This is a genomic window from Enterocloster citroniae, from assembly GCF_040545455.1.
GTDB classification, from domain to species: Bacteria; Bacillota; Clostridia; order Lachnospirales; family Lachnospiraceae; genus Enterocloster; species Enterocloster citroniae.
In genome coordinates this window covers 24,907-38,940 of record NZ_JBEPLZ010000019.1, presented here as the reverse complement: position 1 = coordinate 38,940, position 14,034 = coordinate 24,907, and the positions used below count along the sequence as shown (strand labels likewise).

14 protein-coding genes are annotated in these 14,034 nt (G+C 47.9%); 12 read left to right on the top strand and 2 right to left on the bottom strand.

From position 1 onward, the window contains the following. The first annotated feature begins 36 nt into the window (after positions 1-36). The 5 genes from ABID13_RS20405 (at position 37) to ABID13_RS20385 (ending at position 3,928) form a co-directional block, all read left to right on the top strand. On the top strand, positions 37-915 hold the full coding sequence (locus ABID13_RS20405) for a carbohydrate ABC transporter permease (protein WP_007867190.1): 879 nt from the start codon (positions 37-39) through the stop codon (positions 913-915). Positions 916-921: 6 nt separating this feature from the next. Beyond that, entirely contained in the window at positions 922-1,749 is an 828-nt protein-coding gene (locus ABID13_RS20400; protein WP_007867177.1) for a carbohydrate ABC transporter permease, read from the top strand. Between the two features lie 18 nt (positions 1,750-1,767). Then, positions 1,768-2,553 (top strand): HpcH/HpaI aldolase family protein, encoded by a 786-nt coding sequence (locus ABID13_RS20395; RefSeq protein ID WP_007867174.1) that lies wholly within the window; start codon positions 1,768-1,770, stop codon positions 2,551-2,553. Between the two features lie 145 nt (positions 2,554-2,698). Next, positions 2,699-3,217 carry a CarD family transcriptional regulator gene (locus tag ABID13_RS20390; RefSeq protein ID WP_007867171.1) on the top strand — a complete coding sequence of 173 codons (519 nt, stop codon included), beginning with the start codon at positions 2,699-2,701 and terminating at the stop codon, positions 3,215-3,217. Between the two features lie 159 nt (positions 3,218-3,376). Beyond that, entirely contained in the window at positions 3,377-3,928 is a 552-nt protein-coding gene (locus ABID13_RS20385; protein WP_007867169.1) for a DUF4367 domain-containing protein, read from the top strand. An 80-nt stretch (positions 3,929-4,008) separates the two neighbouring features. Here ABID13_RS20385 and arcC read toward each other — a convergent pair whose 3' ends face one another. Further along, positions 4,009-4,938, bottom strand: coding sequence for a carbamate kinase (arcC, locus tag ABID13_RS20380; protein WP_007867166.1), 930 nt, complete (start codon positions 4,936-4,938; stop codon positions 4,009-4,011). Positions 4,939-5,152: 214 nt separating this feature from the next. Between arcC and ABID13_RS20375 the strand changes: the two genes are divergently transcribed. Together ABID13_RS20375 and ABID13_RS20370 are read left to right on the top strand one after the other, a co-directional pair. Next, positions 5,153-5,605 (top strand): CPBP family intramembrane glutamic endopeptidase, encoded by a 453-nt coding sequence (locus ABID13_RS20375; RefSeq protein ID WP_007867164.1) that lies wholly within the window; start codon positions 5,153-5,155, stop codon positions 5,603-5,605. Positions 5,606-5,729: 124 nt separating this feature from the next. Beyond that, positions 5,730-6,749, top strand: a complete 1,020-nt coding sequence (locus tag ABID13_RS20370; protein ID WP_040417148.1) for a glycosyltransferase family 2 protein — start codon at positions 5,730-5,732, stop codon at positions 6,747-6,749. 80 nt (positions 6,750-6,829) lie between these two features. Here ABID13_RS20370 and ABID13_RS20365 read toward each other — a convergent pair whose 3' ends face one another. After that, on the bottom strand, positions 6,830-7,495 hold the full coding sequence (locus tag ABID13_RS20365) for a phosphatase PAP2 family protein (protein ID WP_007867160.1): 666 nt from the start codon (positions 7,493-7,495) through the stop codon (positions 6,830-6,832). Positions 7,496-7,738: 243 nt separating this feature from the next. On the opposite strand from ABID13_RS20365, the gene ABID13_RS20360 reads away from it, so the two are divergent. The 5 genes from ABID13_RS20360 (at position 7,739) to ABID13_RS20340 (ending at position 14,011) form a co-directional block, all read left to right on the top strand. Continuing rightward, positions 7,739-8,593: a MurR/RpiR family transcriptional regulator gene (locus tag ABID13_RS20360; protein ID WP_007867158.1), complete on the top strand. Its 855-nt coding sequence runs from the start codon at positions 7,739-7,741 to the stop codon at positions 8,591-8,593. Positions 8,594-8,808: 215 nt separating this feature from the next. Then, positions 8,809-9,711, top strand: coding sequence for a 1-phosphofructokinase (gene pfkB, locus ABID13_RS20355; RefSeq protein ID WP_007867156.1), 903 nt, complete (start codon positions 8,809-8,811; stop codon positions 9,709-9,711). Positions 9,712-9,734: 23 nt separating this feature from the next. Next, positions 9,735-11,753 carry a PTS fructose transporter subunit IIABC gene (locus ABID13_RS20350; RefSeq protein WP_045092294.1) on the top strand — a complete coding sequence of 673 codons (2,019 nt, stop codon included), beginning with the start codon at positions 9,735-9,737 and terminating at the stop codon, positions 11,751-11,753. 198 nt (positions 11,754-11,951) lie between these two features. Continuing rightward, on the top strand, positions 11,952-12,719 hold the full coding sequence (locus ABID13_RS20345; RefSeq protein ID WP_048929344.1) for a DeoR/GlpR family DNA-binding transcription regulator: 768 nt from the start codon (positions 11,952-11,954) through the stop codon (positions 12,717-12,719). A gap of 233 nt (positions 12,720-12,952) precedes the next feature. Then, positions 12,953-14,011: a TRAP transporter substrate-binding protein gene (locus ABID13_RS20340; protein WP_007867152.1), complete on the top strand. Its 1,059-nt coding sequence runs from the start codon at positions 12,953-12,955 to the stop codon at positions 14,009-14,011. The last annotated feature ends 23 nt before the right edge of the window (positions 14,012-14,034 follow it).

Sequence of the window (14,034 nt, the reverse complement as noted above, 5' to 3'; positions counted from 1 at the left end):
CAGGACTGCTCAGACACCAGGAAAGGGTTGTTCACAATGACTCAGAGAAATATCAGGATATTAAAGGAAAATGCAGTGGCATACATGTTCATCACACCACAGCTGCTGTTCTTTGGATTGTTTTTGGTCTATCCGGTGATAGAGGGATTCCGCCTCAGCATGTTTGACGTTTCTTTTTTTGATGAAACATTCTGCGGCCTGGACAATTACAGATCCCTGTTTACAGATCCGATCTTTTACAAGGCCGTGGGAAACACGCTGGTCATGGTCCTGTGGACCACTGTTATAACCGTGGGGGCTGGTTTTTTTATATCCTCGTCCGTATTTGATAAAAGGGCGGGTTACATCACTTTTATAAGGGGGAGCTATTATATCCCCACGATCATCTCAATGGTGGTATATGGTACCATTTGGAAATGGATGTTGAACCCCTCCTTTGGAATCGTATATTACATACTTGGCAAATTCGGGATCCATGACCTAAACCTGCTGGGGGACTACAGATACGTTCTCTATGTGCTGATCCTGCTGATCTGCGTAATGAATGTAGGGCAGGCAATTGTCTTGTATGTGGCCGCCATGCAGGGGATCGATACAACGCTAATGGAATCGGCCAGGATCGATGGCGCCTCCAGGGTGGATATCCTTAAATCCATTGTGTATCCCTTGGTGAAACCTACCACACTTTATCTGGTGGTCATCAACATCATAGGGGTGATGAAGGTCTTTGTCATTGTCAATGTCATGACCAGCGGCGGGCCGAACTACGCCTCCTCCTCCCTTATGTACCTGTGTTACACCGAGGCGTTTAAATCATTTAACCAGGGCAGGGCATCTGCCATTGGAGTGGTGATGTTTCTTGTCACGTTCATGATCTCGCTGGTACCGTTTAAGCTGTTTCGGAGAAAGGGGTAGGTTAAGATGAAAGAGAGAAAGGGTTCTTTTGATTTTATCAGCAACTGCCTGATCGTGGCTGGGGCGGTCATCAGTTATTTTCCCCTGTACTGGCTTTTAAGCAGTTCCTTTAAGTACTCCCATGCGATCAATAACATGGTACCGGAGTGGTTTCCCAAACATCCCACACTGCAGAACTATGTAAATCTGTTCTCCAACAGCAATACGCTGCGCTGGCTGTTTAACTCGGTATTCATATCAACGGTCACCACGGCGCTGATCGTTCTGACCAGCGTGCTGGCTGCCTATGCCTTTGCTAAAATGCAGTTTAAGGGAAAGAAGGTCCTGTTTATGCTGTTCATTGCCACCCTGATGCTGCCCAAGGAGGTGTATATCATCCCTCTTTTTAAGGTGACCCAGAAGCTGGGGATCAGCGGCGGTTACGCGGGGGCCATTCTGCCCAATGTGGCCCTGTCCTTTGGGATCTTTTTGCTGGAGCAGCATTTTGAGTCCATTCCGGATGCCCTGAGGGAGGCGGCCAGGATGGATGGGGCATCGGAGTGGTACATATTCAGCGGAATTTACGTTCCCCTGATAAAGGCCGGGATCGCGGCCCTTATTATCCTGATGTTTATCCAGGTGTGGAACGATTACCTGTGGCAGCTGATCCAGCTGACCAAAGACGAACTAAAGACCATTCAGCTGGGGGTGGCGTCCACCCAGAATGAGCAGAACCCGGATTCGGGCCTTACCATGGCGGGGGCTGTATATGCAGCATTGCCCCTGTGCATCATGTTTTTAATGTTCCAAAATTATTTTACCCAGGGCATTACAATGGGCGCAGTTAAAGAATAGCGTGAAAGGAAGAAGAAAATGAACATCTTAAAAGAAAAACTGAAAAACCATGAACCGCTGGCAGGGGCGCATGTGATCCTCACAGACCCATGCATATCTGAGATCGTCAGCAATCTGGATTATGATTTTATCTGGATCGATACGGAACATTCGGCCATTGACTACAGGACCCTGGAGATGCACCTTATGGCAGTGCGAGCCGGGGGGACACCGGCTGTTGTCAGAGTACCCTGGAACGATCCCATACTTGTAAAGCGCGTTTTGGAGCAGGGGCCGGATGGAATCGTATTCCCTGTGATCAACACGGCTGAGGAGGCCAGACAAGCCATGGAAAGCTGTCTTTATCCTCCGGAGGGAAAGCGGGGCTTTGGTCCCATCAGGGCTGTCAAATACGGTTTGGAGGACATGGACGGGTACATACGCACAGGCCATAAGGAGTTGTGCAGGCTGATACAGATAGAGAGCAAGGAAGGAGTAAGGAATCTGGATGAGATTTTGTGCAACCCATATATAGACGGGGTGATCATTGGAGCCTGCGATCTGTCCGGCTCCATTGGGATCCTGAACCAGGTGTTTGATGAACGGAATTTAAAGCTCATTGATGAAGCGGTGCAGACGGCTGGGAGGCATCAGGTACCTATTGGGATATCCACCGGCTCCACTGATCCGGAAACACTGAAATTCTGGTATGACAGGGGACTGACCATCTTGTCCTCTGGAATGGATTATTCCTACATCCTTTCCGGGGCAAGGCAGACTCTGGATACGATCAGAACCGTGTTCGGCAGCTCCCCTTGTGCATGAATAGTGGAAAATGTGCACAAAGACAGCCACCCCCGCATGGGGCATATTGAATGAAAATAAAATGATCGTCAAAAAACGCCTGACATCGACCTGGTTTTAGTGTTACAATAAATATTATAAAATTAGGGAAGCAGGCGGTAAAAATATGTTTGAAAAAGGCCAGTATATCATTTACGGCATCAGAGGGGTCTGTGAGGTCATGGATATCACAACCATAGACAGGCCTGGCGGACCACAGGGCAAGCTCTATTATGTTCTCAGGCCCTATTATCATCAGGATTCCAAGATCGTCACCCCGGTGGATTCGGACAAGACCGTGATCAGGCCGCTCCTTACCCGGGAAGAGGCCCTTGAATTGATCGACAGGATCCAGGATGTGCAGGAGATGGAAGTGACGGAAGACAAGCAGAGGGAAGAACGGTATAAGGAGGCATTAAAAACCTGTGACTGCCGTGTATGGGTCAGTATGATAAAGGCATTATACCTGCGCAGAAAGGACAGGATCGAACAGGGAAAGAAGATGACGGACCTGGACGAGCGGTATTTTAAGACAGCGGAAGAAAATCTGTATTCAGAACTGGCCCTGTCCCTGGGAATGTCCCGGGATGAGATGGTGGACTATATTAAGGGGCGTGTGCTGGCGGAGACGCCGGCAGTAGGGTAAAGAAAATAGGGCGCAGCCAGGCTCCCTTCCGGTAAACAGTTGAGATCGTCAAACTGTTTACATGGAAGGGAGCTGTTTTTATGTGGGGAAATAGAGGAATTTTAGACAAGTCTTTGATATACTCATGTTCATAAAAAGCTGAAAGGAGAAAAAATAAAGATGAGGATAAAGAAGATTGCCCTATTGTGTACGACAGGTGCGCTGTTGATGAATGCAGTTCCCTGTTATGCCGCTTCCCAGACCATGGTATCGGTTTCCAGCTCTGCCAACAACTACGCTCAGATACCGGATGCCGAAACTCTCAAAAAGGATGTTGGTTTTGAACCAAAGGTGCCGGAGATGCTTGCCGGAGGATTCAAGTTTTCATCCGGGACCATAACAGAAACATATGATGGTGATGTAAGCAGCTCTGCTGCCAATAAGAGGATGGGGATCAGCTTCAAATATACGTCAGATAAGGATACCGCAAAAACAGTTTCCTTTTCTGCAGAACCATACGATGGCCAGTCTGTAAAGGAAAATGCATCGGTTTCAACATACGGTGATATAGAACTGTATTACAGCACGCAATACGCAAATTATCTGGGCTGGTTCCAGAATGATATTTATTACAGTCTGATGGATGTCAACCGGGGGATTACAAAGGATGAGATGACTGCCATGGCAAAGGAGATCATTAATATGGGGACAGATGCTGTGAATGAAAAATAATCTCAAGAGCGTAAAAAACTGCTAACCGGAGTCTTCACAGTTAGCAGTTTTTTAATATCCGCAGATCCTATCCGCCGAAATTATTCAATGACGGTTCCGCCATTTCCCTTCAAGCTTTCCTTGGCTTTGTCCAGGGTGGTGATGATGGCCTTGCGGCCCTTTCCGCTTTCCAGGAAATCCACGGATGCAGCTATCTTGGGCAGCATGGATGCAAATTCAAATTGTCCCTGGCTGATGTAATCCTTGGCCTGATCAATAGTCATGCGGTTGATGGGCTGTTCGTCCTTTGTCCCGTAATTCAGGGTTACGTTCTCAACACTGGTGAGGATCATCATCACATCGGCGTCCACCTCTTTTGCCAGAAGACCGGTGGCCAGGTCCTTCTCAATGATAGCGCTGGCGCCTCTTAAGTTATAGCCCTGTTCCATCACAGGGATGCCGCCGCCTCCGCAGGCGATCACAAGCTGGTCGGCGTCCAGCAGGGCCTTGATGGCATCGATCTCCACAATAGCGATGGGATGAGGGGAAGCCACGATCCTTCTGAACCCGCCTTCCACTTCCTTTACATGGTTGCCCTTTGCCTCTTCCTCCTCAGCTTCCTTTGCTGTCATCACACGGCCGATCACCTTCACAGGAGTATAGAAAGCCTCGTCATAGGGATCCACGGTGACCTGGGTCAGGACCGTACTGACTGGTTTATAGATTCCGCGTTTGATCAGCTCAGCCCGGATGCCGTTTTGCAGGTCATAGCCCACATAGCCCTGGCTCATGGCGGAGCAGACCGACATGGGGGCCTTGCTGTATCCATCGTGCTGTTTTCCGAATTCATTCATGGCAGTGTGGATCATGCCTACCTGAGGGGCGTTGCTGTGCACGATGGCTACCTGCCATCCCTCCTGTATAAAATCAGCAATGACCTTGGCAGTTCTGGCCACAGCCGCCTTCTGCTCCGGAAGATTGGTTCCCAAATCTTTGTGGCCAATGGCCATTACAATGCGTTTTTTTGCCATAATCCATACCTCGCTTGTCTTTATTTCAATCCACATCGGATTCGGATCAAAGAGAATCCGCACAGTAGATATACTGCTTTGAATGTGTTGTATAAATAAGATTATTATAGGGGAAATTGGGAAAAAATGCAATGAAAAGAGATAAAATATAGTGGCAAATCCCATACAGTCATGCTATACTGTCAGCAGAATGAAAACAGGAAGACAGGCGGTTATGAAGGATGGAAGAGAGCTGCTGCCCCAGGGATGGCAGCTGCGCATAGCATTAATAACAGCTGCTGCCGTGGCTGGGAACCTGCTGGTAAGGGTCATTCCGTGGCCGGAGAGCAGCCTGGCTGCTTACGAGGCAGCCATGGAACCGGCATCCCTCCATGGAATCCGGTTTCTCGCATCCACGCTGTTAGCCGCGCCCCTGGCAGAGGAACTTATATTCCGCGCGCTTCTTTACGGCTGGCTCAGAGGTTATATGGGATTTTGGTCTTCCTCCCTTATTTCAGCCCTGGCGTTTGGGCTGTATCACGGAAACTGGATCCAGGGCATTTACGCGTTCACGATCGGAATGATATTGGCATGGGGGTATGAGACCAGCATTTATAGGAAATACCTTATGGCAGTGCTCATGCACGGGGCAGCGAACCTGGCGTCCCTGGTGGTGTTTGGGCTGTGATGGAGAGGACATGCCCTCATCCGTCCGGGAGGACATGCACTGTACATGCTGCGTGCAGTACAGGCAGGTGTCTGCGGTGAAGACATGGAATGCCCATAACGGGCAAGGAACAGGAGGAGAAAAAGTGAAATTATTATCCGTAGCAATACCCTGCTATAATTCGGAACGTTATATGGAACATTGTATCCAGACCCTGCTTACCGGCGGGGACGAGGTGGAGATCATCATTGTGGATGACGGGTCCGCCAAGGACAGGACAGCAGAGATTGCAGACGAATATGCACAGAGATATCCCGATATCTGCCGCGCGGTCCACCAGGAAAATGGCGGACACGGAGAAGCGGTGAATACAGGTCTTAAGAATGCCAGGGGTATTTTCTTTAAAGTGGTGGACAGTGACGATTGGGTAAATGAGGAGGCGTTCCGGAGTGTTCTGGAAACACTGCGCCGTTTTGTGTACGGCAAGGATACCCTGGACATGCTGGTCACCAATTTTGTGTATGAAAAGCAGGGAGCAAGGCGGAAAAAGGTGATGAAGTATCACACTGCCTTTCCAAAGGATAAGGTGTTTGGATGGAATGAGGTCAAGTTTTTTATGACAGGTCAATATATCCTGATGCATTCCGTGATCTACCGGACAGGACTTTTGCGCCAGTGCGGTCTGGAACTGCCCAAGCATACATTTTATGTGGACAATATTTTTGTATACCAGCCATTGCCCCATGTGAAGAATATCTATTATCTGGATGTGAACTTTTACCGTTATTTTATCGGCAGGGAGGACCAGTCGGTGAATGAGGCTGTGATGATCGGACGCATTGACCAGCAGCTGCTGGTCACAAAGCTGATGCTGGGATATTATGACGTGATGAAGATCAGCAGCAGAAAGCTGCGCCATTATATGATACAGTACCTGGAGATCATGATGACGGTTTCATCTGTCCTTGCCATCAAGTCCGGCACGGAGGAAAACCTGGAAAAGAAAAAGGAACTGTGGCAGTATCTGAAGAAACTGAACCTGCCCCTGTACCTGCGCTTACGGCTGGGATTCCTGGGACAGGGATGCAACCTTCCGGGAAAGGGCGGCAGGGAGCTCCTGATCCTGGGGTATAAGATCACACAGAAGTTTTATGGATTTAACTGAGTGTCCTGAACAGTTACTATTATGAAATTAAAACGGCGTCCCCTGGGGGACGCCATTTATTATAGTTATGCCCTGAGCCGTTAACCAAGGGCTTTTTCCCTGACCTTCTTGCTTTCAGCAGACCAGTTGTATCCATAGACAATGCCGTAGATCACATAGGCCATGATAGCTGCTCCGATCATATCAATGACGGAATGCTGTTTCAGGAAGACTGTGGACAGACAGATGGAAACCATCAGTATGCCGGAACATGCCCTTATCCATGGGCGTTTTCTGAGGGACTCACTTTTCATGATAGCTATGTGGGTACCGATGGAATTATAAACGTGGATGCTGGGAAACACATTGGTGGGTGTATCGGTCCTGTAAAGAGCGGCCACCATGGTGGTGAATATGTTCTTGCCCGGTTCCAGTACCGGTCTGAAGTCTGTACCATTACGGAAAAAGGTGCAGATGATCAGGCTGATGGTCATGCCGGAAAACAGGAAAATGCAGATCCTGTAATAGTCCTCCCTGTTGGTGAACAGGAAATAGAGAATGGTCCCTGCCACGTATAAAAACCACATCATATAGGGAACAATAAAATATTCGTTAAATGGGATGAAATCATCCAGTGCCACGTGCATAACGTGGTAGTTGCGGGTAACAGTCTTTTCCAGGTAACAAAACCATGGGATATAGATAAATGCATAGGATAAAACCCACATGTGCCTGTACTTGTAAAGAAATGCTTTTATACCTTTCATAATACCAGCCTCTTTCTCAATAAGGAAGGATAAATTTGACACAAATGTAAAGAAAGTGTTAAATTTATGTTAGCGTTCTGAGATTATAGCACACTTAAAATCGAAAAACAAGGGGGTTCCCAAAAAGTTAATAAAGCTTTAGAAAGCATTATAATATATGACGAAAAACAACTTTTATTTTTAATTTTTATGTGCTATATTTAAAACATGAAATAAATTTACACAGAATGGACGGAATGTGATATGGGAGAGACACGGAGTGCGCTGGGGGTTATCTGCTCCTCCTATGACGGATTTTTTGAGGCTGAGAAAAAGATAGCAGATTATATGATGGAGCACAAGGCAGAGGTGGTGGATATGACGGTGGGGGAACTGGCCAGGGCCAGCGGCACCAGTGATGCCACTGTGTCACGTTTTTGCAGAAGATGCGGGTTTAAGGGGTTTCACAGCCTGAAGCTGGCTCTGGCCAGGGAGGTGCTGGAGGAAGAGCGGGGGGATGTAAATGTGTCCAATGAAATAAACAGGGACAAACTTTCCCAGTCCCTGCAGAATATCCTTGCCAATAAAGTGGCTGAACTGACCGAGACCGTGAATATGATGGATGTGACCCAGCTGGAGCAGATTCTTGACAAGCTGGAGCATGCCCGCATGGTGCAGCTGGCCGCGGTGGGCAATACCATTCCCGTTGCACTGGACGGGGCATTTAAGCTGAACCAGCTGGGGATCGCGGCTGTGGCCGGGGATATCTGGGAGGCGCAGGCGGCCTATGCCTTTAATCTGGGGCCCCGGGATGTGGTGCTGGTCATTTCTAATTCCGGTTCTTCCAAGCGGCTTCAGGCCCTGGCGGAAGGGGCAAAGGAAAATGGGTGTACCCTGATCCTTATTACAAACAACAGCAGTTCTCCCCTGGCTGAGATCTGTGATCATAAGATCGTCACAGCCACCAGAGAGAAGCTGCTCACCGAGGAATTCTGGTTTTCAAGAGTGACGGCAACCGCTGTGATGGAGATCCTGTATCTTTTGCTGCTGTCAAGTAAAAAGGATGCCGTGGAACATATACGGCGCCATGAAAAGGCTATATCACCGGACAAACGATGATTTGGGGATTATTGTAAATATACAAACGAAAAATCGAACATAATATACAAAAAACAGGCGGCTTTTTACATAAACAGGCAGCCTGTTTGTGCATTGTGTAGAAATATTATAAGAAATATATTTTCTTATAAATAACTATTGACGAAAATACAATATCGTATTATGATTAAGACAACAAAGAAATATATTTTCATGAATAGAGAGGTAAGTGATATATGATTTACACAGTAACATTCAATCCGGCACTGGACTATGTGGTAACCGTAAATCATTTCACACTGGGAAGCGTCAACCGGACGGTCAGGGAAAACATCTTTTATGGTGGAAAAGGCATCAACGTTTCGGCGCTGCTGGCAAATCTGGGGTATGAAAGCACGGCTCTGGGGTTTGTGGCAGGATTCACAGGAGAGGAAATTGAGAGGGGAGTAAAGGCGCTGGGATTCGGGTCTGACTTTATTAAGGTAGAAAATGGAATGTCCCGGATTAACCTGAAGCTGAAATCCGATGAGGAAAGTGAGATCAACGGCATGGGGCCGCAGATCACCCCGGATGATGTGAGGAAACTTTTTGAAAAATTGGGCAGACTGACTAAGGGGGATGTGCTGGTGCTTTCCGGAAGCATACCGGCAGCCATTGATGACACGATCTATGAGCGTATCATGGAACGCCTGGACGGCAGAGGGATCAGGATCGTTGTGGATGCGGAAAAGGACCTGCTGCTCAATGTCTTAAAGTATCATCCGTTTTTGATCAAGCCCAATAACCATGAGCTGGGACAGATGTTTGGGACAGAACTGTCCACAGATGAGGAGATTGTGGAGTATGCGGGAAAGCTTCAGGACATGGGAGCGGTGAACGTGCTGGTGTCCATGGCAAAGGACGGAGCCATCCTGGTATCTGAGGACGGCCAGGTGCATAAACAGGCTGTTGCAAAGGGCACGGTAAAAAATTCCGTGGGCGCAGGGGATTCCATGGTGGCCGGATTCATCGCCGGATATCTGGACACCGGAGATTACCGGCATGCGCTGAAACTGGGGACCGCCTGCGGAGGCGCCACTGCGTTTTCCGATGGGATCGGGACAAAAGACCTTATTATGAAGTTGTTTGAAACACTTTGATGAAGCAGGAGGGGCGATCTTTTATGCGTATAACTGAATTATTAAAAACAGAAAGTATTGAATTGGATGTAAAGGTGTCTTCCAAGGAGGAGGCCATTGACCGGCTGGTATCCCTGATGGATGCGGGCGGACGGCTGAAGGACAAGGCCGGTTATAAAGAAGGGATCCTTGCAAGGGAAGGATTGGGAAGCACGGCGATCGGTGAAGGGATTGCCATTCCCCATGCCAAGGTGGAAGCGGTGGGGACGCCGGGACTGGCAGCCATGGTGGTGCCTGAAGGGGTGGACTACGATGCATTTGACGGCTCGCTGGCCCATCTGCTGTTTATGATCGCGGCTCCGGCAGAGGGAGCGGATGTCCACCTGGAAGCATTGTCACGTCTGTCCACGCTGCTGATGAATCCGGGATTCAAGGAAGGACTCATTGCTGCAAAGTCCAAGGAAGAGTTCTTACAGATCATTGATGAAGCAGAGGTGGCTCGATTTGGCGCCCCGGAGGGAGCGGAGGCGTCAGAGGGCGGAAAGAAGGGTACAGAAGAGTCTGGGGGTGTGAAGGACGGAGCATCAGAAGGTGCAAATGCGGGAGCGCCTGCAAGCGGAAATGCCGGCAGCGTCAAGGCGGAAATAAAGGGCTACCGGGTGCTGGCGGTCACAGCCTGCCCCACAGGGATCGCCCATACCTATATGGCCGCGGAAAACCTGGAGAACACAGGTAAAAAGCTGGGGATTCCTTTAAAGGCTGAGACGGACGGTTCCGGCGGCGCCCAGAACGTACTCACCAGGGAAGAGATCGCCGGGGCGGATGCCATTATCATTGCAGCGGATAAGAACGTGGAAATGGCGCGGTTTGACGGCAAGCCGGTTATCATGGTTCCTGTGGCGGACGGTATCCACAAGGCGGAGGATCTGGTTAAGCGGGCTGTAAGCGGCACTGTACCGGTGTATCACCATACCGGGGCAGCGGGCAGTACGGGAATAGAGGACGGCAATGACAGCCTGGGGCGTACTGTTTATAAGCACCTGATGAATGGCGTGTCCCATATGCTTCCCTTTGTGATCGGAGGCGGTATCCTGATCGCCCTGGCGTTCCTCTTTGACGATTATTCCATTGATCCGTCAAACTTTGGCAAGAATACGCCTCTGGCAGCATATCTAAAGACCATTGGAGAGCAGGCATTCGGCATGATGCTGCCGATCCTGGCCGGATTTATCGCTATGAGCATTGCCGACCGCCCAGGTCTGGCTGTGGGCCTTGTGGCTGGCATGATCGCAAAGATGGGGTCCACCTTTGCCAATCCCGCAGGCGGTGATGTGAACGCAGGTTTCCTCGGCGCCCTGTTTGCGGGTTTTGTAGGCGGCTATATTGTGGTGGGGTTGAGAAAGCTTTTCTCCAGGCTGCCCAAATCGCTGGAGGGTATTAAACCCGTGCTCTTATATCCCGTGATCGGCATTTTCCTGGCAGCTGTGGTCACCACGTTTATCAATCCGTATATGGGCATGATCAATGACGGGCTGACCAGGTTCCTTGGCAGTATGGGCGGAGCCAGCAGGATCGTGCTGGGTATGGTACTGGGTGGAATGATGTCCATTGACATGGGCGGCCCGTTTAACAAAGCGGCGTATGTATTCGGGACAGCGCAGCTGGCTGAGGGAAACTTTGAGGTCATGGCAGCCGTTATGGCGGGCGGAATGGTTCCACCCATTGCCATTGCGCTGTGTACCACATTTTTTAAGAAGAAGTTCACGGATAAAGAACGCCAGTCCGGTATTGTGAACTATGTCATGGGACTGTCCTTTATCACAGAGGGTGCAATCCCCTTTGCGGCACAGGATCCGCTGAGGGTAATCCCTTCCTGTATCATCGGGTCTGCCCTGGCAGGCGGTCTTTCCATGGCCTTTGGCTGTACGCTGCGGGCGCCCCACGGAGGTATCTTCGTACTGCCCACCATTGGAAATCCATTTATGTATCTGGCAGCCGTTGTCGTGGGAGCGGCCGTGGGCTGTGTGATCCTGGGATTCCTTAAGAAGAATGCACGGCAATGATGAATGAAACAGGTACCGGGTGCTTATAAGGGGAGTATTTGGTATAATAAAAAAGATGTACACAGACAGCAGAGCGGTTTAGGCCGCTCTGTTATTTTTAAATTGCATTTAGCTATCATATTTTAGCGGTTCATTGACAGGTTGGATAAATGTTGGTAATATTATGGTAAAGATAATATGATTTAAATAAGGAGCAGTATGAAGATAAAAAGGATTGAACAAGAGGAAGCATATATCCAGAAAGCACAGAATGTTACGATTGAAGAGTTGTGTGAAAAATTTGGAGTGTCTAAAAATACAATACGCAGGGATCTGATAGAGTTAGAGAAGAAGGGGAGCATTGTAAAGAATTACGGGGGTGTTTCCAGTACGATCCAGAACTATGATGTTGGAATGCTTCCGTTTAATACGCGGGGATACCTGATGCTGGAGGAAAAGAAAAGAATTGCAGAAAGAGCGGCAGAATTTATAAATGACGGAGATTATATTTTTGTGGATTCCGGTTCTACGGTGTGTAATCTGGTGGATTACATAAAGAATCTCAACGTCACAGTGCTGACAAATAATCTGGATTTTATTATAAGAGCCCTGCAATATCCTAATATTCAGATTATCACATTTTCAGGTATCCTGAACAGGGACTACTACTCCTTTACAAGTATTGATGAGAGGAGCGCGGAAATACTTTCAAGCTATAATTTTACCAAGGCATTCATGGCAGCAACCGGCGTAACTGTACAATATGGTGTTATGAATTCCCTTCTTTCTGATAATGAATTAAAGGTAACTGCAGTTAACCGTGCCCAGGAGGTATATTTGCTGGTTGATCATACTAAATTTGGAAAGGTGACCATAAAATCCTATGGATCCCTGGAACAGATTGACACCATTATTACAAACCAGCCTCCGTCTGATGAGATGATGGAGAGTATCCGGCAATGCGGCTGTGAAATTATTGTTGTTTAGTGAAATTAATATGATGCAAATCATATCCATGGACTGGTATAATTTACCAATTCATGGATTTTTTTGTATGACCAAAATATAACCATAATAAAACCATAAAACAATCAAAATAAACCATAATATCATCAAAATATATTGACAAGATAACCGTTAAGTGATACTATAATGGCGAAACCACAGATGATTATTGTAGCATTATCCAATGATTTTTACAAAGAAGGGGGATCTTTCAAATGAAAAAAATTATGACACTCATTGCCGCAATCTCAATTGCCAGTACGATACTGTACGGATGCGGAGGAAAAGAGACCGCTGTGCCAACAACCTCAGGCGGAGGTCAGAATGTGGAGGCAGCTGAACGGAGCGGGGAAACTATTAAATTTACAATTACATCAGATTCGCCTAAACGGGCAGAATACTGCCAGTTATTCGTGGATTACGTTGCCGAGGCTTCAGAGGGGAAGTATGTGGGTGAGGTTCTTGCGGCCAGTTCACTGGGCTCTGCTGCGGATACAGCCCAGATGATACAGATGGGTACATTGGATTTCAATCTGAACGATGATATGTCAATTGATGGCATTCTTGATGGAAAACTGGGATTTGCATGGCTTCCCGGTCTTGTATCAGACTATGATGAGGCAGATCAATATTATAATGAGGGATGGATTGCAGACCAGGTTGCAAAGATCATGGAAGAGAACAACATAATCAGAATCAGTTCTTTCTGTAATGGTTTCAGGCAGGTGGGGAATATGAAGCGTGAGATAACTGACATGTCCGATCTGAAAGGACTGAAAATCAGAATCCCTTCTGTAGCCTCTGTAGAATCCTTCTATGAGAAATGCGGTGCCCTTCCTGTTTCAATTCCAGGGTCTGAAGTATTGTCAGCTATCCAGACAGGGACGGTAGACGGTCTTGATAATGCGGTATTCAATTATGTAAATCAGGGGTTAACAGATGTTATAAAGTATATTACGGAACTGAACTACTGCTATTCCGGCGGATGTTTTGTATCAAGCCCTAAATTTTGGAACACCTTAAGCGATGATGACAAGGATATGTTTACGGAGTGTGCAAGGAAAGCATCAGCGGAGTTTACGGAATATTTCAGGAATACAACGGATGAACTGGTGAAGAGCGGTGTTGACAGCGGACAGTGGGTGGTATCACAGCCGTCAGAGGACATGAAGGCTGGGCTGCAAAAGATTTATGAAGAAATATGGGAAGAATCAAAAGGCAAATATCCGGCAGATATCATGGATATGATCATCAGCGGAGATTATAAAAAATAAGGTTTTAAAGCTGCATGAAAGAG

What these genes read in the sequence shown, in the direction of transcription:
- ABID13_RS20395 (WP_007867174.1), top strand. Translation starts at nt 1,768, where the DNA reads ATGAACATCTTAAAAGAAAAACTGAAAAACCATGAACCGCTGGCAGGG.
- arcC (WP_007867166.1), bottom strand. Translation starts at nt 4,938, where the DNA reads ATGGCAAAAAAACGCATTGTAATGGCCATTGGCCACAAAGATTTGGGA.
- ABID13_RS20365 (WP_007867160.1), bottom strand. Translation starts at nt 7,495, where the DNA reads ATGAAAGGTATAAAAGCATTTCTTTACAAGTACAGGCACATGTGGGTT.
- ABID13_RS20345 (WP_048929344.1), top strand. Translation starts at nt 11,952, where the DNA reads ATGAAGATAAAAAGGATTGAACAAGAGGAAGCATATATCCAGAAAGCA.
- ABID13_RS20390 (WP_007867171.1), top strand. Translation starts at nt 2,699, where the DNA reads ATGTTTGAAAAAGGCCAGTATATCATTTACGGCATCAGAGGGGTCTGT.
- ABID13_RS20375 (WP_007867164.1), top strand. Translation starts at nt 5,153, where the DNA reads ATGAAGGATGGAAGAGAGCTGCTGCCCCAGGGATGGCAGCTGCGCATA.
- ABID13_RS20385 (WP_007867169.1), top strand. Translation starts at nt 3,377, where the DNA reads ATGAGGATAAAGAAGATTGCCCTATTGTGTACGACAGGTGCGCTGTTG.
- ABID13_RS20340 (WP_007867152.1), top strand. Translation starts at nt 12,953, where the DNA reads ATGAAAAAAATTATGACACTCATTGCCGCAATCTCAATTGCCAGTACG.
- ABID13_RS20350 (WP_045092294.1), top strand. Translation starts at nt 9,735, where the DNA reads ATGCGTATAACTGAATTATTAAAAACAGAAAGTATTGAATTGGATGTA.
- ABID13_RS20400 (WP_007867177.1), top strand. Translation starts at nt 922, where the DNA reads ATGAAAGAGAGAAAGGGTTCTTTTGATTTTATCAGCAACTGCCTGATC.
- pfkB (WP_007867156.1), top strand. Translation starts at nt 8,809, where the DNA reads ATGATTTACACAGTAACATTCAATCCGGCACTGGACTATGTGGTAACC.
- ABID13_RS20360 (WP_007867158.1), top strand. Translation starts at nt 7,739, where the DNA reads ATGGGAGAGACACGGAGTGCGCTGGGGGTTATCTGCTCCTCCTATGAC.
- ABID13_RS20405 (WP_007867190.1), top strand. Translation starts at nt 37, where the DNA reads ATGACTCAGAGAAATATCAGGATATTAAAGGAAAATGCAGTGGCATAC.